Here is a 22505-nt window from a genome sequence, read left to right as displayed (position 1 = left end):
TCCTCAACCAAACCGGCCGGTGATGTAGTCCTGTGTGCGTCGATCGCCGGGCGAGGTGAAAATCTTGTTGGTGTCGTCGAATTCGATCAGCTCGCCAAGATACATGAAGGCTGTCTTGTCCGAGACCCGCGCCGCCTGCTGCATGTTATGCGTGACGATCGCGATGGTGTAGTCCTCCGACAGTTCCTGGATCAGCTCCTCGATCTTGGCGGTCGAGATCGGGTCGAGCGCGGAACACGGTTCGTCGAACAGAATCACCTCGGGTCGCACCGCTACCGTGCGCGCGATGCACAGCCGCTGCTGCTGGCCGCCGGACAGCGACAGCCCGCTGGCATTGAGCTTGTCCTTGACCTCGTTCCACAGCGCGCCGCCGCGCAGCGCCTTTTCGACGCGGTCGTCCATCTCGGACTTCGAGATCTTCTCATAGAGGCGGATACCGAAGGCGATGTTCTCGTAGATCGTCATCGGGAACGGCGTCGGCTTCTGAAACACCATGCCGACGCGGGCGCGGAGCAGGTTGAGGTCGAGCTTGGGATCGAGGATGTTGGTCTGGTCGAGCAGCAGCTGGCCGGTGGCGCGCTGGCCGGGATAGAGATCGTACATCCGGTTGAAGATGCGCAGCAGCGTGGACTTGCCGCAGCCGGACGGGCCGATGAAGGCAGTGACGCGGTTGGTGCCGAGCGTCAGGTTGATGTTCTTCAGCGCGTGGTGTTCGCCGTAGTAGAAGTTGAGGCTACGGACCGTCACCTTCGGCGCGGCTTCCGGCAGCGGCAGCTGCGGGGCTGGGCCGGTCGCGGTACTTACGGATACGGAGAGTTCGGTCATTTGGATGTCCTCTCGGCGCCAAGGATGCGCGCGCCAATATTCAGGGCCAATACGGTGAGCGTGATCAGGAGCGCCCCGGCCCAGGCCAGCTGCTTCCAGTAGGCATAGGGGCTCTGCACGAAATTGTTGATGGTCACCGGCAGGTTCGCCATCGTCTTGGTGAGGTCGAGGCTGAAGAACTGGTTCGACAGCGCGGTGAACAGCAGCGGCGCGGTTTCACCGGCGACGCGGGCGGTGGCGAGCAGCACGCCGGTGATCAGGCCGGCGCGCGCAGCGCGGTAGGCGATGCGCCGGATCACCAGCGAGCGCGGCATGCCGAGCGCGGAAGCGGCCTCGCGCAACGGATTCGGCACCAGCCCCAGCATGTCCTCGGTGGTGCGCACCACCACGGGGATCACGATCACGGCGAGCGCGAGACAACCGGCGATCGCCGAGAAGCCGCGCATCGGCACCACGACCGCGCCATAGATGAACAGGCCGATGATGATCGAGGGCGCACTAAGCAGGATGTCGTTGATGAAGCGGATCACCGAGGTCAGTTTGTCGTGCTTGCCATATTCGGCGAGATAGGTGCCCGCGAACAGGCCGAGCGGCGCACCGATGCCGACGCCGATCGCGGTCATGATGATCGAGCCGATGATGGCGTTGCGCAGTCCCCCCTCGGTCGATCCGGGCGGCGGCGTATCCTGGGCGAAGACGGCGAGATTGAGCCCGGTGAGGCCGTTGTAGAACAGCGTGAACAGGATCAGCGCCAGCCAGGTGACGCCGAATGCCGCGGCCCCAAGGCACAGGAACTTGATGACGATGTTCTTGCGGCGGCGGGAAGCGTAGATTGCGTTCATGTCAGTTCCCCGCCTTCTTTTCCAGACGCATCAGCATCAGCCGCGCGGCGGCAAGCACGAAGAACGTCAGGATGAACAGCAAAAGGCCTAGCAGGATCAGGCCGGACTGGTGCAACCCGTCGCTCTCGGCGAATTCGGACGCGATCGCCGCCGAGATCGTGGTGCCTGGCGCGAAGATCGAGGACTGGATCTTGAACGAATTGCCGATGATGAAGGTGACCGCCATGGTCTCGCCGAGCGCGCGGCCGAGCGCCAGCATGACGCCGCCGATGACGCCGACGCGGGTATAGGGGATGACGACGCTGCGGACGACTTCCCAGGTGGTGCAGCCGACGCCGTAGGCGGCTTCCTTCAGGACCGGCGGCACCGTCTTGAAGACGTCGACCGAGATCGAGGTGATGAAGGGCAGCACCATGATGGCGAGGATCAGCGAGGCGTTGAACAGGCTGAGATAGGACGGGGGCCCTGCGAAGATCGCGCCCAGCACCGGCACGCCGTCGAACAGGTTGATCATGAAGGGCTGGAAGGTGTTGGCCAGGAACGGGCCGAGCACGAAGAAGCCCCACATGCCGTAGATGATCGAGGGGATGCCGGCGAGCAGCTCGACCGCCAGCCCGATCGGGCGGCGCAGCCACATCGGGCAGATCTCGGTGAGGAATACCGCGATGCCGAGGCCGACGGGGATCGCGATCATCATCGCGATGACGGAGGTGATCAGCGTGCCGTAGACCGGGCCGAGCGCACCCAGAACCGGCGGATCGGCCGACGGCGCCCAGCGCTGCGTCGTCAGGAATGCAAAACCGTATTCCCGGATCGCCGGCCAGGCACCGACGATCAGCGAGAGAATGATGCCGCCGAGGATCAGCAGGACCGAGATCGCGCAGATCCGCGTGATCCAGTAGAAGGTGACGTCGCCGACCTTGAACGCGCTGAGAGCCCTTGCGCGATCGTAAGGTCCGGCAGCTTCGATTACGTCGCTTTCAACCGCCATTTCTGCCACGCCCGATCCCCTTTACTTCTATTCGATCCGGTTCGATCCGTCTCGTGCCCCGGATGCAGCCCGGCGCATGAGCGGTGCGCTGCTATGCCGGGGGCCATCTTTTTGACGCGTTCTTGGTGACGCGTGGGTCCCGGCTCTGTGGGTGCGGCGCGTTGCGCCGCACTGCGTCCGGGACATGAGATCCGGTCAGCTCTTGATCTCGGCCGACCAGGTCTTCTCGATCAGCTTGACCACCGATTCCGGCATCGGGATGTAGTCGAGCTCTTCGGCCATCTTGCCGCCCTTCCCGAACGCGTATTTGAAGAACTTGATGGCTTCCTGCGAGGCGGCCTTATCAGTGGCATCCTTGTGCATCAGGATGAAGGTCGCCGCGGTGATCGGCCACGACGCATCGCCGGGCTGGTCGGTGAGGATCACGTAATAGCCGGGCGCCTTGGCCCAGTCGGCGTTGGAAGCGGCCGCCTGGAACGCTGCGATGGTCGGCTGCACCGTCTTGCCGGCCTTGTTAATCATCGCCGCATAGGTCAGCTTGTTCTGCTTGGCGTACGCGTATTCGACGTAACCGATCGCATTCTTGGTCTGGCCGATATTGCCGGCAACACCTTCATTGCCCTTGGCGCCAACGCCGGTCGGCCATTCGACCGCGGTGCCGGAGCCGACCTTGGCCTTCCACTCGGCGTTCGACTTCGACAGATAGTCCGTGAAGTTGAAGGTGGTGCCCGAACCGTCGGAGCGGCGGACCACGGTGATCGCGTCACCCGGCAGCTTCAGCTTCGGGTTGAGCTTGGCGATCGCGGCATCGTCCCACTTCTTGATCTTGCCGAGATAGATGTCGCCGAGCACTTCGCCCGACAGCACCAGTTCGCCCGGCTTGACGCCTTCCAGGTTCACGACCGGCACGATCGCGCCCATCACCATCGGCCACTGCACGAGGCCGTCCTTTTCAAGCTGCTCGTGCTTGAGCGGCGCGTCGGTGGCGCCGAAGGTCACGGTCTTGGCCTGGATCTGCTTGATACCGGCGCCGGAGCCGATCGACTGGTAGTTCAGGCCGTTACCGGTCTCCTTCTTGTAGGCGTCGGCCCATTTCGAATAGATCGGGAAGGGAAACGTCGCGCCTGCGCCGGTGATGTCGGCAGCGAAGGCTGACGTCGACGCGGCGACCAGGCCGGCGGCGACGATTGTCCTGATGAAATTCATGGTTGGTCTCCATCTTGGTGAGCGAAGCGCCGGTGCGCCCGATTGCGCTCACACCGCCCGTGTAGGAGCGGTCGATAGAGCTTTTACGAACGTTGGATGACAGTTGGATGACAGCAACAAGCGGTTGAAATTGCTTGTAATCAGGCTGACGCCGGGGGCTTCGCCTGGGGAAAACAGGCGGTAAACGTCGCGCCGTTCCTCGGCACGCTTTCGATCAAAAGACGGCCGCGATGACGGTTAAGAATGTGTTTCACCAGGGATAAACCGAGCCCGGTTCCGCCCTGCGCGCGGCTGTCGCCGACATCGACCCGGTAAAAGCGCTCGGTCAGCCGCGGCAGGTGCTCCGGGGCGATGCCGGGGCCGAAATCGCGGACCATGACGCGGACTTCCGGCCCGCCATCGGCCGCCGTGGCCTCCTTCAGCGAAACCATCACCCGTCCGCCGGAGGCGCCATATTTGAGCGCGTTCTCGATGAGGTTTTCGAACAGGCGCAGCAGCTCCTCGCGGTCACCCGCGATCGGCACCGGCGCGGCCGGCAGATCGATTTCGATTTCGACCTGGCGCTCCCTGGCGAGCGGCTCCAACCCATCGGCGACCTGGCGAATGATGGGGACGATATCGACCGAGGATTCGGGCTGCACATGCGCCGACAATTCGACCCGCGACAGCGACAGAAGATCGTCGATCAGCCGCGCCATCCGCGTCGCCTGCGCATGCATGATGGAGAGAAAGCGCTCGCGCGCCTTGGAGTCCTCCTTGGCCGGCCCCTGCAGCGTATCGATGAAGCCGGACAAAGCGGCCAGCGGGGTGCGCAATTCGTGGCTGGCATTGGCGACGAAATCGGCGCGCATTTCCTCGACCCGCCGCAGCGGCGTCTGGTCGTGGAAGGTCAGCAGCATGCATTTCTCGGTGCCGCCGAACGTCGTCGGCACCGGCACCGGCGTGATGATCAGCTCCATCCAGCGGTCGACCGGCCCCTGATCGAGATAGCTGGCGCGGCGCGGCTCGGTGGTGACGATCGCCTCGCGCAGCGCGGTGACGATCTCGGGCGAGCGCAGCGCGAACTGCGCCAGCTCGTTCTTGCGCAGCGCTGGCGCAAGCTGGGCTGCCGCCGCATTGAGATGGATGACGCGCCCGGCGCGGTCGAGCAACACGGCGGGATCCGGCATGCCTGATACGACCGCGCTGACGGCGGCGGTCTCCACGGGGCGCACCGCGCCGACATCCTCGCGGGAGCTGACGCCATCGTGCAGCCGCCATGGCACCAGCGCCGCCGCGGCGATGCAGATGAAAACGGCCAGCGCACGCGCCAGCGACAGATCGGCCAGCAGCACCAGCGCGCACAGCGCAAAGCCCGCCGCGAGCAGGATGATGGCCGAATGCCTCAGCCGGTCCGGCCAGGGTGCAAAGAAGGAGGCAGAATGAGAATCGTCAACCGCCATGGCGCAGGCTTTCTTCCTCTAAAGCTGAGGCGCCCGCCGCGTCATCAGGTGCCCGTTTCCCCACGCTCGCGCACATAGACGGCGGCCTCATGCCTCGGCGGCTGGGGGTCGGCAGCAGGCGCCAATTGGCGCAGGCGCTTCGAACGCGCGCCGATGATAATCTCCCTAAGCGTCAGCAAGATTACAGAAATGACAAACGGCCCGATATAATAGAGCACGCGGAACAGCAGCATGCCGGCGAGCAGTTCCTCCCGGTCCATCTGCCAGAGCCCGACCAGCATGGCGGCATCGAACACGCCGAGCCCGCCCGGCGAATGGCTGGCAAACCCCAATAGCGTCGCCGAGACGAAGATCACCGCGACCACGACGAAGCCGATTTGCGGCTCGTCCGGCACCAGCATGTACATGGCAAGCGCACAGAAGCCGAGATCGATGATGCCGATGGCGATCTGCAGCAGCGTCAGCGGGCCGCCCGGCAGCGTCACCGTCCATGGCCCGCGGCCGACGCCACGGGGCGCGGCCCAGACCCAGGCCACATATCCGAACAGGGCGAGGAGGATGCCGAACGCCGCGATGCGGTTGAGCCAGGGCGGCAGCTGGTCAATCGAGGCGGCCGCCTCCGGATGGTAGGCGATGCCAAGGCCGAGCACCGCGGCATTGCCGAGCCAGAAGGTCAGCCCGGCGAGGAAGCAGATCTTGGCGACGTCGATCGCATTCAGCCCCCAGGCCGAATAGATGCGGTAGCGCACCGCGCCGCCGGTGAAGACGCTGGCGCCGACATTGTGCCCGATCGAATAGGAGGTGAACGCAGCCAGCGCGTTGATGCGATAAGGCACATGGCGCTGGCCGATGGCGCGGACCGCGAACCAGTCATAGAAGGTGAGCGTGAAATAGCCCGCTGCGACGAACAGGGCCGCCAGCGCGACCTGGGTCGGCTCGGTGCTCTTGATGGCGTCGATCACCTCATTGGTGTCGATGCCACGGAGCATGTGATAGAGCACGTAGCACGCAACGGCGATCACCGTGATGCTGATCAAGACCCCGAGCTTGTGCAGGACCTGCTTCTGGCGCAGAAACGAGATCGCCCTGCGTATTGCTTCCAGCATCTACACCTCGAATTGCGTTTCCGTGACAACGGCAATGGCGTGAACCCCGCCGCTGACGCTACGCTCCCTGGCCCCTCTGGTAGCGCGTTTTGGGCCGCAGTGGAATTCGCCTGACGACGATAAAACGCGCTTCTTCAAGATATTAGGCCTGGTTGATAGCCGCGGTAGCGGGGTTTTTCGACATTCTCCCCGCCCCGGGCAGATTCCGGACCATAGAAGGGGTGGGTCAACAACCCGTGACAATGAGCGCGGAGCGGCTGGCCGGCGCATCGTGCGGTTAGGCCGGCGGCGCGCTGCGCGAGACCACCCAGCCGCGCAGCAATGATCCGACCGCGCAGCCGCCCAAATAAAGCGCGAACATGATCAGGCCGAGATCGAGCCAGTAGCCGAAACGGCCAGGCACGACGCGCGTGAGCGCGGCGGCGATCAGCGCCGCGACCAGCACCGAAAGCCCCCATCGCAGCTTCCGCGACACCCCCTTGCCGTGCTGGACCACCGAAATCCAGCCCATGGCGAAGCCGAGCAGCACCGCCCCCACGAGCCAGCCCCAGTAGAATGTGGTCAGATAGGCCATGCTCACTTCACCACGAAATCGATGCGGCGGTTCTGCGCCTTGCCCTGGTCGGTATCATTGCCCGCAATCGGCTGCGTCGAGCCATAGCCGGCCGCGCTGAACCGATTGGCCGGCAGCCCCGCCTTGACCAGGTAGTCGGCAACCGCCTGCGCGCGCTTTTCCGACAGCGCCTGATTGGCCGCCTCATCGCCGTCGCTATCGGTATGTCCTGATATCTCGATGTTGGCGGTCGGACAGCGCAGCGCGGTCTCGATCAGGCGATCGAGCAGGCCGGCGGAATCGGCGACGATGTCGGCCTTGCCGGATTCGAAGCGGATTCGGGCCTTGCCGAGCAACTCGGTGAATAATTGCTGGCACACCGTCGCGTCCACCGGCGCGGCGGCCGGCTTGACCGAGATTTCCGGCTTGAACTGCCAGCCCTGCGGAAAATCCTTGCCAAGGCCGGCGCGGATCTGGACGGCAGCGGCTTCGTAGAGCGCGTCCCCCGACAGCTTCACCTCGCGGTCGGAGACGACCAGCGTGCCGGTCGAGAGCCGCGACAGCGCGCCGAGCGCGGGCACGACGGCGGCGGCGAAGCGCGATGGCGCGCCGACGCTTTCCTTCAGATTATCGACGACCTTTTCGTTGAAGAACTTGCGTCCCGCCGCCGCCACCAGTTCGGCGTGGGCGTTCTTGTCCGGCACGTTGCCGGTCAGCGTCAGCGTCACCGCGACCGGGTCCTTGTAGGCCTGGAAGATGTAGGGCGGCGCCTTGACGTCGTTGGCCGCGACCGAAAAGCCCTCCGGCAGATTCTTCAGCGCGGCGGCGATGGCTTCGCGGCCGCCGAGCTCGCGGGCCATGCCGGAAAGGCTCACGCTGGTATCGGACAGCGTTATCTTGCCGTCCTTCAGCTTGCCAACCTGATCGAGCAGCAGCAGCGCGACACTGTCGAATCCTTGCGGCGCCCCGCGCGCCAGATTCATCCGGTCGGCCACTTCGATGCCGCCGAGATTGGCGCGGGCGGCCTCCATCAGGCGGCCCTTGATGGCGGGCAGGGGCGAGCTGCCCGACAGCGTCACCCGGACGACGTCGCGTTCCGCCGACCAGACGAACGGCTTGGCTTCGGGAACGAGCCGGGTTTCATCGTTGACCAGCCGGACGCCCGGAACGGCCCCGACCGACGTCACCGCGCCCTGCCGGCCGTCTTCCGAGAACGCATCCGCCGCAAGCGTCACGTCCCGACCGGCGACCGAGATTCGCCGTTTGTCGAGGACGGTGTCCTTGAGGGCCGCGACTGAACGCTGCGCCAGATCGGCTTCCAGCGGCTCAGTGCTCGTCCAGGCCGCGATAGCCCAAAAGATGACCAAAGGAATGATGCCCGGCCACCATTTGCCACTCCACCTGAAAAGTCCGTGCATTCGAGTTCCCGCGGGGTCCGAAACGGAGAGAAAACAAACCCTTGCGGGACTGTCAAACACGAAATGTCGCAGCCGCCGGACGGCTCTGAACGGGGTCCGGCTAACTGTTTCTTCAGCGATGTTTCGCTAGTTTTCGTCCTGTAAATGACCGGGCAGCCCTACACCCCGATGAAAATGCTTCGCAACACCGTCATTCGCGCCGGACTGGAAGCGCTGTACTTCTCCGGTGCGCATTATCTGCTGCGACCAATCTTCGCAGGTGTCGGCGTCATTTTCATGCTGCATCACGTCCGGCCCCGCCGCGACGGCGAGTTTCAGCCCAACCATCATCTCGAGGTCGAGCCGGAATTCCTGCGGGCGATGCTGGCCCATCTTCGCGCGCTCGATCTCGACATCGTCACCATGGACGAGGCGCATCAGCGCCTTGCGGCGCGCGATTTCGCGCGCCGCTTTGCCTGCTTCACCCTCGATGACGGCTATCGCGACAACCGCGATCATGCCCTGCCGGTGATGCGCGAATTTGATGCGCCGCTCACCGTCTATGTGACGAGCGATTTCGCCGAAGGCACCGGACGGTTGTGGTGGGTCGCGCTGGAACGGGCGATCGCCAAGACTCCTTCGATCGACGTGCCGATCGGCGGCACCAAGATCAAGCTCGACGCCTCGACACCGGCGGCCAAGCACGCAGCTTTCGAGCGCATGCATGACTGGCTGCGCCGGCTGCCGACCGAGCATGACATGCAGCGCGAAATTTCCGCGTTATGCACGCGGTATGATGTGGACGAAGCGCCGATCACCCGCGAGCTCTGCATGTCCTGGGACGAATTGAAGGGGTTTGCCGACGATCCGCTGGTGACGATCGGCGCGCACACGATCACGCATTGCAACCTGGCGCGGCAGAGCGAAGAGGCCGCCTCGTTCGAGCTGGCGGAGGGCCGCGCGCGGATCGAGGCGGCGCTGCAGCGCCCGGTGCTGCATCTCGCCTACCCCTATGGCGACAGGATCGCGGCCGGCCGGCGCGAATTCGCCATGGCGAAGGCGGCCGGATTCAAGACCGCAGTAACAACGCGGCCGGGCATGATCTTCCCTGAGAGCGCCGACCACCTGACCGCGCTGCAGCGCGTCTCCCTCAACGGCAATTATCAGGACGCGCGTATCATCCCGGTCCTGACCTCCGGCGCCGCCACCGCGATGTGGAACGGTTTTAGGCGCATCGACGCGGCCTAGATTCCGATTGCAGCTCCGTTGGGTCGATCAGCGCCGAGGCCCCCGCGTACTTCACATTTTGTTCCGACCGGCTCCCAGCGGTGCTGATCGTCATGGAAAATTAAGAAACGCAAGGGAGCATGAAAGATCATCAGGGCATCTTGAAGAGCTACGCGGAGACGCGGCCGAATGCGTGCTCCGGAACCCGGCTACTGACCAAGCGAAGGGGGACATGTTCAATCGCCTTGCGCCGCATCTGGATAAACTGGCTGACAAGGTCGAACAGGCCATGAATGCCCGCCAAGCAGGCTGATGGCAAGTGGGGGCGGGTATGCGGGCAAAAACGCTACTCGTTCTACTGGGTGCCACTGCGCTGAGCGCCTACTTCATTGGTCGCCATGGCACCCCCGTCGCGCAGCCGCAGCCCGCCATAGCCAAGGCTGTCGCGTCGCACGCCCTGCATCACGTTCCATTGCCGCGACCGCGACCACAAACGCGGACGGACCCATCACCTCTCTCGGTCGCGCGGTCGCGCGATTGATGCAGGCCTCGCCCGCAAGGGAGAGGGAAAGCGACACTTCCTTGACTCATCGCCCTCCCCCGCCCAAAACCGGCGGCAAGACAATGGAGGAACTCATGTTCAAGGATCTGTTTTCGCTCAACGGCCGGATCGCGCTGGTGACCGGCGGCTCGCGCGGCATCGGCAAGATGATCGCGGCCGGGTTTCTCGCGCAGGGTGCGGCCAAGGTCTACATCACCGCGCGCAAGGCGGGACCTTGCGAGGCCACCGCGAAAGAACTCACCGCCGCCTATGACGGCGAATGCATCGCGCTGCCGATCGATATCTCGACCGTGGCGGGCTGCGAGAAGCTGGCTGCCGAAATCATCAGGCTGGAGCCGAAGCTCGACATCCTCGTCAACAATGCCGGAGCGGCCTGGGGTGCGGAGTTCGATGAATTCCCGGAGAGCGGCTGGGACAAGGTGATGAACCTGAACGTCAAGTCGCTGTTCTTCCTGACCAAGGCGCTGGCGAAGCCGCTGCGCGCGGCGGCCTCGGCCGAGCGGCCCGGCAAGGTGATCAACATCGCGTCCATCGACGGCATCTTCGTCAACCCGATGGAGACCTACTCCTACGCCGCGAGCAAGGCTGCAGTGATCCATTTGACGCGGCGCATGGCCGTCAAGCTGATCAAGGACCACATCAACGTGACGGCGATTGCGCCGGGCGCCTTCGCCTCCGACATGAACCGCGCCGCGCGCGACCAGGCCGAGGCGGTCGCCAAACGCGTTCCGGCGCGGCGCGTCGGCACCGACGAGGACATGGCGGGGGTTGCGATCTACCTCGCCTCGCGTGCCGGCGACTATGTGGTCGGCAACACGATCGCGGTCGACGGCGGCGTGGTGTACGCGACGGCGGGCAGCGAGATCGCGGGGTAGCCAAAACCTGCGTCGTCCCGGCGAACGCCGGGACCCATACCGCGTGTTGCATCAATTGGGCACGACGGCAGACATCGTACCAAGACAACGTCATCCGGTGGTTATGGGCCCCGGCTCAAGGCCGGGTCGACAGTGAAGATCAGGTTTCGATCTTCACGTACTCGAAATCGCCGGGCTTGTTGTCGATGCCGACTTTCGGCGGCGAGATCCAGGGGGCGAAGGCGCCGATTTCCGTTACCGGCTTCATCAGCGAGGCGATGAAGTCGCCGTCGTCGCTGGACGGCAACCATTCGCCCTTGCGTTTGTTCCAGGTGGCGTCGTCGATCAGCACGCCGTCGGGCGTGGCGTTGATGTCCTTGAACTCGCCGATCTGGCGGTGGAAGGCGACGTTCGGCAGTGTCAGCTTGTACTGATAGCCCGCGGTCGAGATCACCTTGTTCCAGCGCAGCATGCCCTTGACGCAGTCCTGGGTGTAGTCGTCGCGCAGGCGCATGTTGAGCGCGGTCAGCGCCGGCTCGTCGACGCGCTTGATCACGCCGTCGACCAGCTTGAGCACCGGATAAGTGGCGTTCTTGAGCTGGTGGTCGTCGTCGATCTGCGTCTCCTTGTAGCGGCCCTTGATGCCGGCGTTGAAGGCGTTCGCCGCGTTGGTCGAAACCTCCGAACCAAAGAGATCGAGCGACAGCGAATAATGCAGGTTCAGCTTCTTCTGGATGGTCGGCAGGTCGATGACCCCCAACGCGCGCACCTTCGCGATATCGGTCGGATCGGTGATGCCGGCTTCGCGCATCGCCTCGCAGGTACGCTGCACGACACGGCTGATGCCGGTCTCGCCGACGAACATGTGATGCGCCTCTTCGGTCAGCATGAAGCGGCAGGTCCGCGACAAGGGATCGAAGCCGGACTGCGCGAGGCTGTGCAACTGCATCTTGCCGTCGCGGTCGGTGAAGTAGGTGAACATGAAGAACGACAGCCAGTCCGGCGTCGCCTCGTTGAAGGCGCCGAGCATGCGCGGGGAATCCGCATCGCCCGAGCGGCGGCGCAGCAAATCGTCGGCTTCCTCGCGGCCGTCGCGGCCGAAATATTTCTGCAGGAGATAGACCATCGCCCAGAGATGGCGGCCTTCCTCGACATTGACCTGGAACAGGTTGCGCAGGTCATAGAGCGAGGGCGCGGTCTTGCCGAGATGGCGCTGCTGTTCGACGGAAGCAGGCTCAGTGTCGCCCTGGATCACGATCAGGCGCCGCAGCATGGCGCGGTGCTCGCCCGGGACTTCCTGCCAGGCCGGCTTGCCGTAATGCTCGCCGAAGGGAACGACGCGGTTCTCTTCCTGCGGCGCCAGCAAGATGCCCCAACGATATTCCGGCATCTTGACGTAGTCGAATTTGGCCCAGCCGCGCGGATCGACTGAATAGGCGGTGCGCAGATAAACCAGCGACTGCTGAAAGCCTTCCGGCCCCATGTCGCCCCACCAGTCCATATAACCGGGATGCCAGCCTTCCAGCGCTTTCAGCACCTGACGGTCTTCGCTGAGATTCACGTTGTTCGGAATCTTGGTCGAATAGTCGACGTTCATGTAATTCATTGGGGGCCTCCCGTGGTTCGGTCTCGTGTCCCGGACGCGGTGCAGCGTTCTTCACGATGCACCGCAGAGCCGGGACCTATTCGGTGGCTGAGGTGGGTCCCGGTTCTGCAGCGCCTCACTTGCGTGCCGCACAGCGCCCGGGACACGGACTTAAACTCTCGTCATGTCGAAGTGCGCCTTCTGGCCGGTGCCGTAGCGGCGCAGTGCGCCGTCTTCACCGACCGCGTTGGGGCGCTGGAAGATCCAGTTCTGCCACGCCGTGAGGCGCGAGAAGATTTTCGATTCCATGGTCTCAGGACCGACGAAGCGCAAATTCGCTTCCATGCCGGTGAGGCCGTCGGGCGAGAACGACGTGCGCTCCTCCAGGAACACCCGCACCTCGTCGTCCCAGTCGATGTCGTCGAGCGCGAAGGTGACGAGGCCGAGCTCTTCGGCCTCCTCGGCATCGAGCGCCTTGCCGATCGCGCCTTGCGCGCGATCTAGGTCGGACGGGTCGGCCTGGAAGCGCGATTGCAGCCGCGTCAGGCCGTGGCTCATCGGATAGGGGCCGAAATTCAGCGCGGTAAGCTGGATCGCCGGCGGCGGCCGGTTGTCGCCCTGGCGCGAGCCGATCAGCATATAGGAGCGGTCGGCAGCGAACACGAGTTCGGCCAGCGTGCCGGCGAAGCAGGAGCCGGGCTCGACCAGCGTCACCAGCGTGCGCGAGGTGACGTCGATGCGCTTCAGGACGCGCTTCCAGTAGTGCCTGATCTCGTTGACCAGCCAGTGTGCCTTGTTGGCTTCGAGGAAGGCATCGCAGGCGACCACATTGGCGGGATCGCCGTGCGACTTGAACACCAGCATTGCGATCTCGAGCTCATTGAGGCGCAGATGCAGGATCGCGTCGTCGAGTTCGCGCGCCACCTGCAGCGGCCAGAACGATGCGCCTTGCGCGACTAGGCCGTCGATATCGGCCGGTGGCCCCTGCTCCGGCGCCTTGATCGAAATGGTGGCGATGCGCGCCGCGCGGTCGATGTCGACGCTCACAAAATCATAGCGGATGCCGGCCTCGTCGATGGTGCGGTCGAGCGGCGTGAGCGTGATGCCCTTGCCGCTGCCGTTGCGCTTGGAAGCAGCCGCAAAGGCCTTGGCGCGCTCGGCGACTTTTGCATCGAGCTTGCTGTTCGGCGCGATCTCGTCGACCAGCCGCCAGGCAACCGCGCGCTTGCCCTTGATGCCTTCCTCGATGGTGCAGAAGAAATCCGCATGGTCGCGGCGCACCTTGCGCTTGTCGACGACGCGGGTCAGGCCGCCGGTGCCCGGCAGCACCGCGAGCAGCGGCACTTCCGGCAGCGCGACAGCGGCAGCGCCATCATCGGCGAGAATGATGTGGTCGGTCGCCAGCGCCAGCTCATAGCCGCCACCGGCCGCGGTGCCGTTGACGACGGTGATGAAACGCTGCCCGGAATTTTCCGATGAATCTTCCAGGCCGTTGCGGGTCTCGTTGGTGAATTTGCAGAAATTGACCTTGTGGGCATGCGTCGCGCCCGCCAGCATGCGGATATTGGCGCCGGCGCAGAACACGCGGTTCTTGCCGGAGCGCATCAGCACGACCTTCACCTCGGGATGCTCGAAGCGCAGTCGCTGCACGGCATCCGCCAGTTCGATATCGACGCCGAGATCATAGGAATTCAGCTTGAGCTGGTAGCCCTCGAACAGGCCGGCATTCTCGTCGACGTCCATGGTGAGCGTCGCAACCTCGCCATCGACGGCGAGCTTCCAGTGCCGATAGCGCGATGGGTCGGTTTGAAAATCGATGTATTTAGCGCCGCCCGCGAGGACGCGATCTTCGCCGGCCATGAGCCACCCTCTGTCGTTTTCTCTGGTAACGTTCTGATCGTTAGATGCACAATAATGCATGTTTTAGACTTCGTCCAGCCAAAAACGCCGGAACATGCATTTTGTTTCATGTTCTGGTGGCGACCGAAAACGTCACCCACTCGGTCTTGTCGAGCTGCGGCCGGGCCAGTCTCGCTTCGACGAGCCCTGTCAGCGCCGCCACCGGAAAGCTGTCGGCGAACCCATCGCCGCCGGCGCTGCGCAGGCCCAGGGCATCCAGTTCGCTGAGTGCCTCGCCGAGCAGGCGCACGGTGACGTGGACTTTCCGCATCCGCAACCGCAGATTCGCGGTCGCGATCAGGATGCAGGCGCGCAGCAAGGTCCGTTCGCGACCGCCCTGCGGCGCTGCCGCCCACACCGCCTCCAGGATCTCCTGCGCTTCCCAAAAATAGCCGTGGTCGTTGAGGCCGATGCCATAGCGCAGCGCCGGATGGCGCGCCGGCACGTAGCCATGGAAACGGGCAGGCACCAATGCCGTGACCCGCGCCAGCGTCTCGTAATCGGCCCGATCCTTCTCGGAGATGCCGGGCACATAGGCCCATCGCGGCAGCGGCAGATGGCCCGCGCTGCCGGATGGCGCGATCATCGGAAACTCGTTCCAGCGCGCGCGAATGCGCTAGGCGGCCCCTCTTTGCGAGCCGCTTCCCATCTGCAACACCGCGTTTGCGAATTCCTTGATCGCATCGAGCGTCGCCTCCGGCGCGTCGCGATGCGGCTGATGTCCCGCCTGTGGAATCACCGTCACATCGACCGGACAGTAGCACTCTTCCCTGGCAATCTCGACCTGCCGCATCGTGCCATACTGGTCGTTCGTACCCTGCAGGATCGCAACGGGGACGCGGATATAGGCGAGGTGTTCGGAAATGTCCCACTTGCGGAAGTCCGGATCGAGCCAGGCGCCGTTCCAACCATAGAAGGCATTGTCGACGTCCCGGTGCCAGCGCGACAGCTTGCCCTTCAGGTTGGTGGTCTCGTAGGCGGTGCGGATCTGCGCGATCGAGGCGATCGAAATATCCTCGACGATGAAGTGCGGCGCGATCAGCGCAAGGCCCTGCACGCGGTGATCCTGATGCGAGCCGGCATAGATCGCTGCGATGGAGGCGCCGTCGGAATGACCGAGCAGCATGCCGCGGCGAAAGCCGATCTTGTCGAGCAGCTTTGGCAACACGTCGAGCGCCTCGACATGCATGTAGTCGAGCGGACGCGGCAGTTTGACCGGCGTCGATGCGCCATAGCCCGCGCGCGAATAGACGAAGACGCCGGCGCCGGTCGCGGCCTGCAGCTGATCCGGAAAATCGCCCCACAGCTTGGCTGATCCGAGCCCCTCATGCAGCATCACAATGGTCGGCGCGCTTTCGGGCGACGGGCCGATCATACGGTATTCGAGATGCGCGGCGCCGACGGTGAGGAAGCCCTGGGGGGTTAGGGTGGTCATTGAAAGCTTTCCGAAAGTGATCGTGACGTCGTACTCTCAAGCTCGTCGTCCCGGCCTTGAGCCGGGACCCATACTCCACGGCTCCTCGCACAGGCAGGATGGCCGACAGCTTCCTAAACAACAGAGGCCGCGGCGTGTGGGTCCGGACGTTCGCCGGGACGACGCCTGGAAGTTACTCTGCCCCATCGCGCAGCTTGAACCTTTGAATCTTCCCGGTTGCCGTCTTCGGCAGGCTATCGACGACCTCAACCCAGCGCGGATATTTCCACGGGCCGATCTTCTGCTTGACGTGCTCTTTGAGCGATTCGTACAGGCTGTCCGTGCGGCTGCCCTCGCGCAGCACGACAAACGCCTTCGGTTTCAACAGGCCTTCCGGATCGGCATGGGGCACGACGGCGGCCTCCAGGACGGCCGGATGCTTGATCAGCGCGCTTTCGACCTCGAAGGGCGAAACCCAGATGCCTGATACCTTGAACATGTCGTCGGCGCGGCCGCAGAAGGTGTAGCGGCCATCTGCGTCGCGAACATATTTGTCGCCGGTGCGGGTCCAGTTGCCCTGAAACGTATGCCGGCTCTTGCTGCGCTGGTTCCAGTAGCCTTCGCCGGCCGACGGCGCCTCGACGAGAAGCTCGCCGACTTCGCCGTCCGCGACGTCCTCGCCGGTCTCGCTGACCAGCCGGACCTGGTAGCCGGGGACGGGCCGGCCGGATGTGCCGTATTTGATGTCGCCGGGCGCGTTCGACACGAAGATATGCAACAGCTCGGTCGAACCGATCCCGTCGAGGATGTCGACGCCAAAGCGCGCTTTCCAGGCTAGGCCGACGGATTCGGGCAATGCCTCGCCGGCGGAGGTGCAGATGCGCAGCCGCGTCCCTGCCCTCTCGTTCTGCGTCGTCTCCTCGTTGAGCATCGCCGCAAACAGCGTCGGCGCGCCGTAGAAGATCGTCGGGTTGTATTTGTTCAGGAGCGCGAACATCAGCGCCGGCGTCGGCCGGTCGGGATTGAGCACCGTGGAGGCGCCGACCGACATCGGAAAGGTCAGTGCGTTGCCGAGGCCATAGGCGAAGAACAGCTTCGCCGCCGAGAGACAGACGTCGCTCGCGTTGATGCCGAGCACCTGCTTGGCATAGGTGTCGGCGGTGGCCTGAAGGTTGGCGTGCAGATGGCGCACGCCCTTTGGCATGCCGGTCGAGCCTGATGAATAGAGCCAGAACGCCGGCTCGTCGGGATGGGTTTGCACCGTGGCGAAGGTGTCGTCCTCTTTCGCCAGCTCCTCGGAAAGCAGCTTGTGGCCGAACGCATGCTTGCCCGACACGACCACGCAATCGAGGTCCGCCATGCGGCCCACGATGTCCTTCACGACCGGATAGAGCGCTTCGGAAACGAACAGCACGCGGGCGCGGCTGTCGGCCAGCACATAGGCGTATTGCTCCGCCGTGAGCAGCGTGTTGAGCGGCACCGGTACGATGCCGGCGCGGATCGCGCCGAGAAACACAGCGGGAAAATCCACCGTATCCAGCATGATCATCGCCACGCGTTCCTCGCGGCGGACGCCGAGCCGGCGCAGCATGTTGGCGACGCGGCAGGTTTGCCGCTGCAGCTCGCGATAGGTGACCTCGGAGACCGTATCGGTGAAGGCGAGCTTGGCGCCGCGGCCCTCGTCGACGTTGCGGTCGAGCAGCCAGGTCACCGCATTGTACGAACCGGACGTGTACGAACCGGACGTGCCGCTCACGACGCTTCTCCCACAGTTTTTAAGAATTATAATTCATAGAAAGCCACCAGCCACGCTTGCTGTCAATCCTCATCGGCATTATGTTTCCGAAAATACCTCCTACCCCCATGGCAGCGCCGAACGAGGGCAATGACCGAGGCCAGCGACCCCGAAACCGGTTTTCTCGAGCAGCTTGGCCAGCGTGTGCGCACCATGCGCGCCCTGCGCGGCATGTCGCGAAAAGTGCTCGCCAAGGTTTCTGGAATTTCCGAGCGCTATATCGCGCAGCTCGAAAGCGGCAAGGGCAATGTCTCGATCGTGCTGCTGCGCCGCGTGTCGAACGCGATGGGCGCGCATCTGGAAGATTTGATTCCCTCCGCCGATCCGACGCCGGACTGGGCCGTCATTCGCGACCTCCTGCGCAAGGCAACACCTTCGCAGATCGCGCAGGCCAAGGACGCGCTCGCTGGCGGTGCGGCAGCAGCGCAGCGCCGCATCTCGTTCGCCGGCATCGCGCTGATCGGCCTGCGCGGCGCCGGCAAATCGACGCTCGGCCGGATGCTGGCGAAAAAGATCGGCTGGAAGTTCGTCGAGCTCAACAAGGAGGTCGAGGCGCAGAACGGCCTCTCGGTCGCCGAGATCATCGCGCTATACGGCCAGGAAGGCTTTCGCCGCATGGAGCAGGCGGCGCTGTCTCAGCTCTTGGCCCGCAAGGAGCTGATGGTGCTGGCGACCGGCGGGGGCATCGTCTCCGAGCCATTAACCTTCGATCTGATCCTGTCGTCATTCTACACGATCTGGATCAAGGCCGATCCGGAAGAGCACATGGCCCGCGTCCGTGGCCAGGGCGACCTGCGGCCGATGGCGGACGATCGCTCGGCGATGGCCGAGCTGCGCAACATCCTGATTAGCCGCGAGCCGCTCTACGCCCGCGCCTCCGCCGTGGTCGATACTGCCGGACTTTCGGTGGACGCCGCGGCGGCGCGCTTGAGCGATGCGGTGGCCCCGGTGCTGCACGACAAGCACGCCTTCGGCCTGCGCAGCGCGGTCTCCTGACTTTCCGGCCTCTGAATCATCCATCTTGGCCTGAGTTCGCCCATGCGGGCGCATGCCCGCGCCGGTTGTGCCCCACTGCAAATTAACCACCCGGCAAATCCCATGAGCACGGAGGCACCAACACCCTCCAATTTGTGTTACCAATCCGTTAATGGGAATGGAGAAGAACGGTGCCGGAGCGCCGCCAGCAACAGAGAAACCGCGTCTATTACGGCGGAACGATCGCGTTCAACGCGCGCAACTCGACGGTCGACTGCGTGGTCCGCAATTTCAGCCCGTGCGGCGCCAAGATCGAATTCGAGAATTCGGCGATGCTGCCCGACAGCGTCGACTTCGAGGTCGCGCGCAAGGGCCTTACCTGCCTCGCCCGCCTGGTCTGGCGCGACCGCAACGCGGCGGGACTGATGTTCTGCGAAGAGCACGAGACGGGCAGCGTCGTCACCCTGGACTGGGCGCGCAAGCTCCGCGCCAGCGAGCGCGCCAACCGCCGGCTGAAGTCGCGACTCGATCAGCTATTGAACGAGCATTGAGCGCGGTGCTGTCCGGAATGACCGCATGAGCACGCTCGACGACGAGGACGCCCTGCTCGCCGGCGCCAGGCCGAAGGCGCTGCGGCGGCCGCTGCGCACGATCCTGCTGGCGCTGCTGACGCAGTACGTCGCCATCGCCTGTAGCGTCGGCCTCACCGTCGCAGTGACGCTGCACTATTGGGTGACGCCGCAGATCGTCGCCACGTTCGAGACCCTCGAAGCCGCGTTCAAGCGTTTGCCGCCGCGATAGCGCGGCCGATCGGATATCATTCGCGGACGGCTGGCCCTCGCACTATCGGCTTGGTCGCGATACTGATGGCGCATGAAGCTGCTCTTCCTCCATGGTGCGCCCGCCGCCGGCAAGCTGACCGTCGCAAAGGCGCTGCTCCGGATCGTGCCGGGCCGGCTGATGGACAATCACGCCGCGATCGACCTGGCGCTGACGGTCTTCGACTTCGGCACGCCAGGTTTCTGGGAGCTGGTCCAAAACGTCCGCGAAGCCGTGCTCGAAGCCGCTGCCGAACGGGACGTGCCGCTGCTGGTCACGACCTTCTGCTATGCCGAGCCGGAAGATCGCGCGTATTTCAGCCGGGTCGAGCAGATCATGCAGCGCTATGACGGCGAACTGCTCCCGGTCTTCCTGCACTGCTCGCGTGAGGAGGCCCTGCGCCGGGTCGGCAATCCCGATCGCGTGGCGCGGCGCAAAATATCTTCAGGCGAGCACCTGATCCGCGATCTCGACCGCTACGATCTCACCGCGGTGCCGCGGGCCGATTGCCTAAAGCTGGATACGAGCGTCAATCCGGCTGATATGACTGCGCAGCAGATCGTTCGTCATTTTGGGCTTGGCGGCTAGAAGCCGCGTGCTTCCTCTCTCCGTTCGTCATTGCGAGAAGCGAAGCGACGAAGCAATCCATGTCTCGGCAAGCGGCTAAATGGATTGCTTCGCTTCGCTCGCAATGACGGCGGGGATAGAAATGCTCTCTTACACCAGCAGCGATTTCACCGACGACGCGGTTTCCTGCAGGCGCGGCAGAAAACGTTCGATCATCTCTTCGGCGGAGACGCGGTCGACATGCGCGCCCATGTTGATGGCGGCGACGATGGCGCCGTCATAGCGGCGCACCGGCACCGAGACCGAACGGAATCCGGGCTCGGCTTCGCGGTCGACCAGCGAATAGCCATTTGCGCGATCGTCGCTGATCGTCTTCAGCAGCCGCTTCTTGTCGGTCACCGTGAATGGCGTCAGCGGTGTAAGCGCCATCCGGCCGAGCGCGGCGGCGAGTTCGTCGTCGGATAACCGCGACAGCAGGACACGGCCGACCGAGGTGCAGAATGCCGGCAGCCGGTAACCGATATCGATGCCCGCCGAGAAGATACGCGTCGGGCTGGCGCGCGCGATGAATACGACGTCATCGCCGTCGAGGATCGCCATCGAGGAGATTTCCTGCGCCTCACTCGACAGCTTGTCGAGCGCCGGCTGCAGCACCGAGACGACATGGTTGGATGCGAGATAGCTCGATGCCAGCACCAGCACACGCGGCATCAGGCGAAACAGCTTGCCGTCGGTGGTGACGAAGCCGGCGCGCTCCAGCGTAAACAGGATGCGCCGCGCGGTGGCGCGCGGCAGGCCGGCGGCCTTGGCGAGATCGCTCAGCGTCATCGGCTGCCGGCCGCTGCCGAACACCTCCAGCACGCGCAGGCCGCGGTCGAGGCTTTCGATGAAATCGGTCGCGCCGCGGTTGTCTGCGTCCGCCGCGCGCTTAAGCTTGGGCATCGCTGCCTCCAAAATCCGCTTGCCTCATCCCTAGACTACGCTAAAATCGCACAAAAGTTCAATAGGCGAACACATCAGCTTTCGGAGCCTCACCATGATGAGCCAGGAGCAGAACGACCTGATCACCCGCACGGGCCGCAAGGATCCCTGCGGCAAGCTGATGCGGATGTACTGGCAGCCGGCGGCGCTGGTCGACGAGCTGGAGGGATCGCGGCCGGTTCGCCCGGTAAAATTGCTCGGCGAAAACCTCGTGCTGTTTCGCGACGAAGAGGGACGCTACGGCCTGATCGACCGCCACTGCGCGCATCGCGGCGCCGACCTCGCGTTCGGCCGGCTGGAGAATGGTGGTCTGCGCTGTGCCTTCCATGGCTGGCTGTTCGATATCTCCGGCCAATGCCTGGAAACGCCGGCGGAGCCGAAGGACTCAAAACTGTGTCAGGGCATCAGGCAGCGTTCCTATCCCGTGGTTGAGAAGAGCGGCATTCTCTGGGCTTACCTCGGCGAAGGCGAGCCGCCGGCCTTTCCGGAGATCGATTGTTTCGTCGCGCCCGACAGCCACACCTTTGCATTCAAGGGCCACATCAATTGCAATTGGCTGCAGGCGCTCGAAGTCGGCATCGATCCGGCGCACGCCTCGTTCCTGCACCGCTTCTTCGAAGACGAGGACACGTCCACGGCCTATGGCAAGCAGTTCCGCGGCGCATCCGCCGGCAGCGACATGCCGATGACGAAGATTTTGCGCGAATACGACAATCCGATCATCAATGTCGAGCATACCGAATATGGCCTGCGCCTGATTGCGCTGCGTGAGCTCGACGAAGAGCGGACGCATGTGCGCGTCACCAACCAGCTTTTTCCGCACGGCTTCGTCATCCCGATGAGCCAGGAGATGACGATCACGCAGTGGCATGTGCCGATCGATGACGAGAACTGCTACTGGTATGCGATCTTCACCTCCTACACGTCCCCGGTCGACAAGAAGAAGATGCGCGACCAGCGGCTCGAGCTCTACGAGTTGCCGGACTACAAGTCGCGCAAGAACAAGAGCAACGATTACGGCTTCGATCCGCACGAGCAGGCGAGCGCGACCTATACCGGCATGGGCAACGACATCAATGTCCACGACCAGTGGGCGGTGGAATCGATGGGCCCGATCCAGGACCGCACCAACGAGCACCTCGGCCAATCTGACAAGGCGATCGTGCAGTATCGCCGCCTCCTGCGGCAGGAGATCGAGAAGGTGGTTGGCGGCGAGAAGCCGATGCTGTTTCTCGATGATGCCACGGCCCGCAGCATTCAGGGGCCAGCGACGATGGACGGCATCGGGCCGACACTGGGCTGGGAGCTCTACTGGATGGAAGTCGATGTCAAGCGCCGCCGCGGCGCGCCCTGGACCGCGCCGGTGCCGTGCGAGATCGCGGGCAAGGTGACGCACCTGACCGCGGCGGAGTGATGGTCTCTCCTCCGTCATTGCGAGCGAGGCGAAGCAATCCATCGCGCCACA

General features: G+C 64.2%; 21 protein-coding genes. 7 read left to right on the top strand and 14 right to left on the bottom strand.

The window, feature by feature from the left end:
* Positions 1-3: 3 nt before the first annotated feature.
* The 8 genes from pstB to RX331_RS03190 all read right to left on the bottom strand — a co-directional run bounded on the left by pstB (position 4) and on the right by RX331_RS03190 (position 8383).
* Positions 4-825 (bottom strand): phosphate ABC transporter ATP-binding protein PstB, encoded by an 822-nt coding sequence (gene pstB / locus RX331_RS03225; protein ID WP_317255217.1) that lies wholly within the window; start codon positions 823-825, stop codon positions 4-6.
* Positions 822-1667, bottom strand: a complete 846-nt coding sequence (gene pstA, locus RX331_RS03220; RefSeq protein ID WP_317255216.1) for a phosphate ABC transporter permease PstA — start codon at positions 1665-1667, stop codon at positions 822-824. The genes pstB and pstA overlap by 4 nt, the downstream gene beginning before the upstream one ends.
* Position 1668: 1 nt before the next feature.
* Positions 1669-2658, bottom strand: a complete 990-nt coding sequence (gene pstC / locus RX331_RS03215) for a phosphate ABC transporter permease subunit PstC (RefSeq protein WP_317255215.1) — start codon at positions 2656-2658, stop codon at positions 1669-1671.
* Between the two features lie 195 nt (positions 2659-2853).
* Complete coding sequence (gene pstS / locus RX331_RS03210; protein ID WP_317255214.1) at positions 2854-3864, bottom strand: phosphate ABC transporter substrate-binding protein PstS; 1011 nt, start codon at positions 3862-3864, stop codon at positions 2854-2856.
* Between the two features lie 140 nt (positions 3865-4004).
* Positions 4005-5306, bottom strand: coding sequence for an ATP-binding protein (locus RX331_RS03205; protein ID WP_317255213.1), 1302 nt, complete (start codon positions 5304-5306; stop codon positions 4005-4007).
* A 44-nt stretch (positions 5307-5350) separates the two neighbouring features.
* Positions 5351-6412, bottom strand: coding sequence for a lysylphosphatidylglycerol synthase domain-containing protein (locus RX331_RS03200; protein ID WP_317255212.1), 1062 nt, complete (start codon positions 6410-6412; stop codon positions 5351-5353).
* A 277-nt stretch (positions 6413-6689) separates the two neighbouring features.
* Positions 6690-6986, bottom strand: coding sequence for a hypothetical protein (locus tag RX331_RS03195; protein WP_317255211.1), 297 nt, complete (start codon positions 6984-6986; stop codon positions 6690-6692).
* A gap of 2 nt (positions 6987-6988) precedes the next feature.
* Positions 6989-8383 carry an OmpA family protein gene (locus RX331_RS03190; protein ID WP_317255210.1) on the bottom strand — a complete coding sequence of 465 codons (1395 nt, stop codon included), beginning with the start codon at positions 8381-8383 and terminating at the stop codon, positions 6989-6991.
* 168 nt (positions 8384-8551) lie between these two features.
* Here RX331_RS03190 and RX331_RS03185 point away from each other — a divergent pair, with 168 nt between their 5' ends.
* Both RX331_RS03185 and RX331_RS03180 read left to right on the top strand, forming a co-directional pair.
* The gene (locus RX331_RS03185) at positions 8552-9610 is read left to right on the top strand and encodes a polysaccharide deacetylase family protein (protein WP_317255209.1); all 1059 of its coding nucleotides are present in this window, start codon (positions 8552-8554) and stop codon (positions 9608-9610) included.
* Positions 9611-10225: 615 nt separating this feature from the next.
* Positions 10226-11026 carry an SDR family NAD(P)-dependent oxidoreductase gene (locus RX331_RS03180; protein ID WP_317255208.1) on the top strand — a complete coding sequence of 267 codons (801 nt, stop codon included), beginning with the start codon at positions 10226-10228 and terminating at the stop codon, positions 11024-11026.
* Positions 11027-11165: 139 nt separating this feature from the next.
* On the opposite strand, the gene boxB is transcribed toward RX331_RS03180, so the two are convergent.
* The 5 genes from boxB to RX331_RS03155 all read right to left on the bottom strand — a co-directional run bounded on the left by boxB (position 11166) and on the right by RX331_RS03155 (position 17614).
* Complete coding sequence (gene boxB / locus RX331_RS03175) at positions 11166-12602, bottom strand: benzoyl-CoA 2,3-epoxidase subunit BoxB (protein WP_317257992.1); 1437 nt, start codon at positions 12600-12602, stop codon at positions 11166-11168.
* Positions 12603-12761: 159 nt separating this feature from the next.
* Positions 12762-14450, bottom strand: coding sequence for a 2,3-epoxybenzoyl-CoA dihydrolase (gene boxC / locus RX331_RS03170; protein WP_317255207.1), 1689 nt, complete (start codon positions 14448-14450; stop codon positions 12762-12764).
* 106 nt (positions 14451-14556) lie between these two features.
* The gene (locus RX331_RS03165) at positions 14557-15075 is read right to left on the bottom strand and encodes a DUF309 domain-containing protein (RefSeq protein ID WP_317255206.1); all 519 of its coding nucleotides are present in this window, start codon (positions 15073-15075) and stop codon (positions 14557-14559) included.
* A gap of 30 nt (positions 15076-15105) precedes the next feature.
* The gene (locus RX331_RS03160) at positions 15106-15924 is read right to left on the bottom strand and encodes an alpha/beta hydrolase (RefSeq protein WP_317255205.1); all 819 of its coding nucleotides are present in this window, start codon (positions 15922-15924) and stop codon (positions 15106-15108) included.
* A gap of 172 nt (positions 15925-16096) precedes the next feature.
* Positions 16097-17614, bottom strand: coding sequence for a benzoate-CoA ligase family protein (locus RX331_RS03155; protein ID WP_317257991.1), 1518 nt, complete (start codon positions 17612-17614; stop codon positions 16097-16099).
* Positions 17615-17788: 174 nt separating this feature from the next.
* On the opposite strand from RX331_RS03155, the gene RX331_RS03150 reads away from it, so the two are divergent.
* The 4 genes from RX331_RS03150 to RX331_RS03135 all read left to right on the top strand — a co-directional run bounded on the left by RX331_RS03150 (position 17789) and on the right by RX331_RS03135 (position 20080).
* Positions 17789-18694: a helix-turn-helix transcriptional regulator gene (locus RX331_RS03150; protein ID WP_317255204.1), complete on the top strand. Its 906-nt coding sequence runs from the start codon at positions 17789-17791 to the stop codon at positions 18692-18694.
* Between the two features lie 170 nt (positions 18695-18864).
* A complete protein-coding gene (locus RX331_RS03145; protein WP_317255203.1) occupies positions 18865-19224 on the top strand; it encodes a PilZ domain-containing protein in 360 nt (119 codons plus the stop codon).
* Between the two features lie 25 nt (positions 19225-19249).
* Positions 19250-19474: a hypothetical protein gene (locus RX331_RS03140; RefSeq protein ID WP_317255202.1), complete on the top strand. Its 225-nt coding sequence runs from the start codon at positions 19250-19252 to the stop codon at positions 19472-19474.
* Positions 19475-19546: 72 nt separating this feature from the next.
* A complete protein-coding gene (locus RX331_RS03135) occupies positions 19547-20080 on the top strand; it encodes a hypothetical protein (RefSeq protein ID WP_317255201.1) in 534 nt (177 codons plus the stop codon).
* Between the two features lie 129 nt (positions 20081-20209).
* Here RX331_RS03135 and RX331_RS03130 read toward each other — a convergent pair whose 3' ends face one another.
* A complete protein-coding gene (locus RX331_RS03130) occupies positions 20210-21001 on the bottom strand; it encodes an IclR family transcriptional regulator C-terminal domain-containing protein (protein WP_317255200.1) in 792 nt (263 codons plus the stop codon).
* Between the two features lie 94 nt (positions 21002-21095).
* Between RX331_RS03130 and RX331_RS03125 the strand changes: the two genes are divergently transcribed.
* Positions 21096-22454: an aromatic ring-hydroxylating dioxygenase subunit alpha gene (locus RX331_RS03125; protein ID WP_317255199.1), complete on the top strand. Its 1359-nt coding sequence runs from the start codon at positions 21096-21098 to the stop codon at positions 22452-22454.
* The last annotated feature ends 51 nt before the right edge of the window (positions 22455-22505 follow it).

The organism is Bradyrhizobium sp. BWA-3-5, from assembly GCF_032917985.1.
In the GTDB taxonomy this organism is placed as follows: domain Bacteria; phylum Pseudomonadota; class Alphaproteobacteria; order Rhizobiales; family Xanthobacteraceae; genus Bradyrhizobium.
This window is presented reverse-complemented; position numbering and strand designations above follow the sequence as displayed.

Bases quoted from the DNA above. Each gene is read 5' to 3' on its own strand.
- pstB (WP_317255217.1), bottom strand. From the start codon at position 825: ATGACCGAACTCTCCGTATCCGTAAGTACCGCGACCGGCCCAGCCCCG.
- pstA (WP_317255216.1), bottom strand. From the start codon at position 1,667: ATGAACGCAATCTACGCTTCCCGCCGCCGCAAGAACATCGTCATCAAG.
- pstC (WP_317255215.1), bottom strand. From the start codon at position 2,658: ATGGCGGTTGAAAGCGACGTAATCGAAGCTGCCGGACCTTACGATCGC.
- pstS (WP_317255214.1), bottom strand. From the start codon at position 3,864: ATGAATTTCATCAGGACAATCGTCGCCGCCGGCCTGGTCGCCGCGTCG.
- RX331_RS03205 (WP_317255213.1), bottom strand. From the start codon at position 5,306: ATGGCGGTTGACGATTCTCATTCTGCCTCCTTCTTTGCACCCTGGCCG.
- RX331_RS03200 (WP_317255212.1), bottom strand. From the start codon at position 6,412: ATGCTGGAAGCAATACGCAGGGCGATCTCGTTTCTGCGCCAGAAGCAG.
- RX331_RS03195 (WP_317255211.1), bottom strand. From the start codon at position 6,986: ATGGCCTATCTGACCACATTCTACTGGGGCTGGCTCGTGGGGGCGGTG.
- RX331_RS03190 (WP_317255210.1), bottom strand. From the start codon at position 8,383: ATGCACGGACTTTTCAGGTGGAGTGGCAAATGGTGGCCGGGCATCATT.
- RX331_RS03185 (WP_317255209.1), top strand. From the start codon at position 8,552: ATGAAAATGCTTCGCAACACCGTCATTCGCGCCGGACTGGAAGCGCTG.
- RX331_RS03180 (WP_317255208.1), top strand. From the start codon at position 10,226: ATGTTCAAGGATCTGTTTTCGCTCAACGGCCGGATCGCGCTGGTGACC.
- boxB (WP_317257992.1), bottom strand. From the start codon at position 12,602: ATGAACGTCGACTATTCGACCAAGATTCCGAACAACGTGAATCTCAGC.
- boxC (WP_317255207.1), bottom strand. From the start codon at position 14,450: ATGGCCGGCGAAGATCGCGTCCTCGCGGGCGGCGCTAAATACATCGAT.
- RX331_RS03165 (WP_317255206.1), bottom strand. From the start codon at position 15,075: ATGATCGCGCCATCCGGCAGCGCGGGCCATCTGCCGCTGCCGCGATGG.
- RX331_RS03160 (WP_317255205.1), bottom strand. From the start codon at position 15,924: ATGACCACCCTAACCCCCCAGGGCTTCCTCACCGTCGGCGCCGCGCAT.
- RX331_RS03150 (WP_317255204.1), top strand. From the start codon at position 17,789: ATGACCGAGGCCAGCGACCCCGAAACCGGTTTTCTCGAGCAGCTTGGC.
- RX331_RS03140 (WP_317255202.1), top strand. From the start codon at position 19,250: ATGAGCACGCTCGACGACGAGGACGCCCTGCTCGCCGGCGCCAGGCCG.
- RX331_RS03135 (WP_317255201.1), top strand. From the start codon at position 19,547: ATGAAGCTGCTCTTCCTCCATGGTGCGCCCGCCGCCGGCAAGCTGACC.
- RX331_RS03130 (WP_317255200.1), bottom strand. From the start codon at position 21,001: ATGCCCAAGCTTAAGCGCGCGGCGGACGCAGACAACCGCGGCGCGACC.
- RX331_RS03125 (WP_317255199.1), top strand. From the start codon at position 21,096: ATGATGAGCCAGGAGCAGAACGACCTGATCACCCGCACGGGCCGCAAG.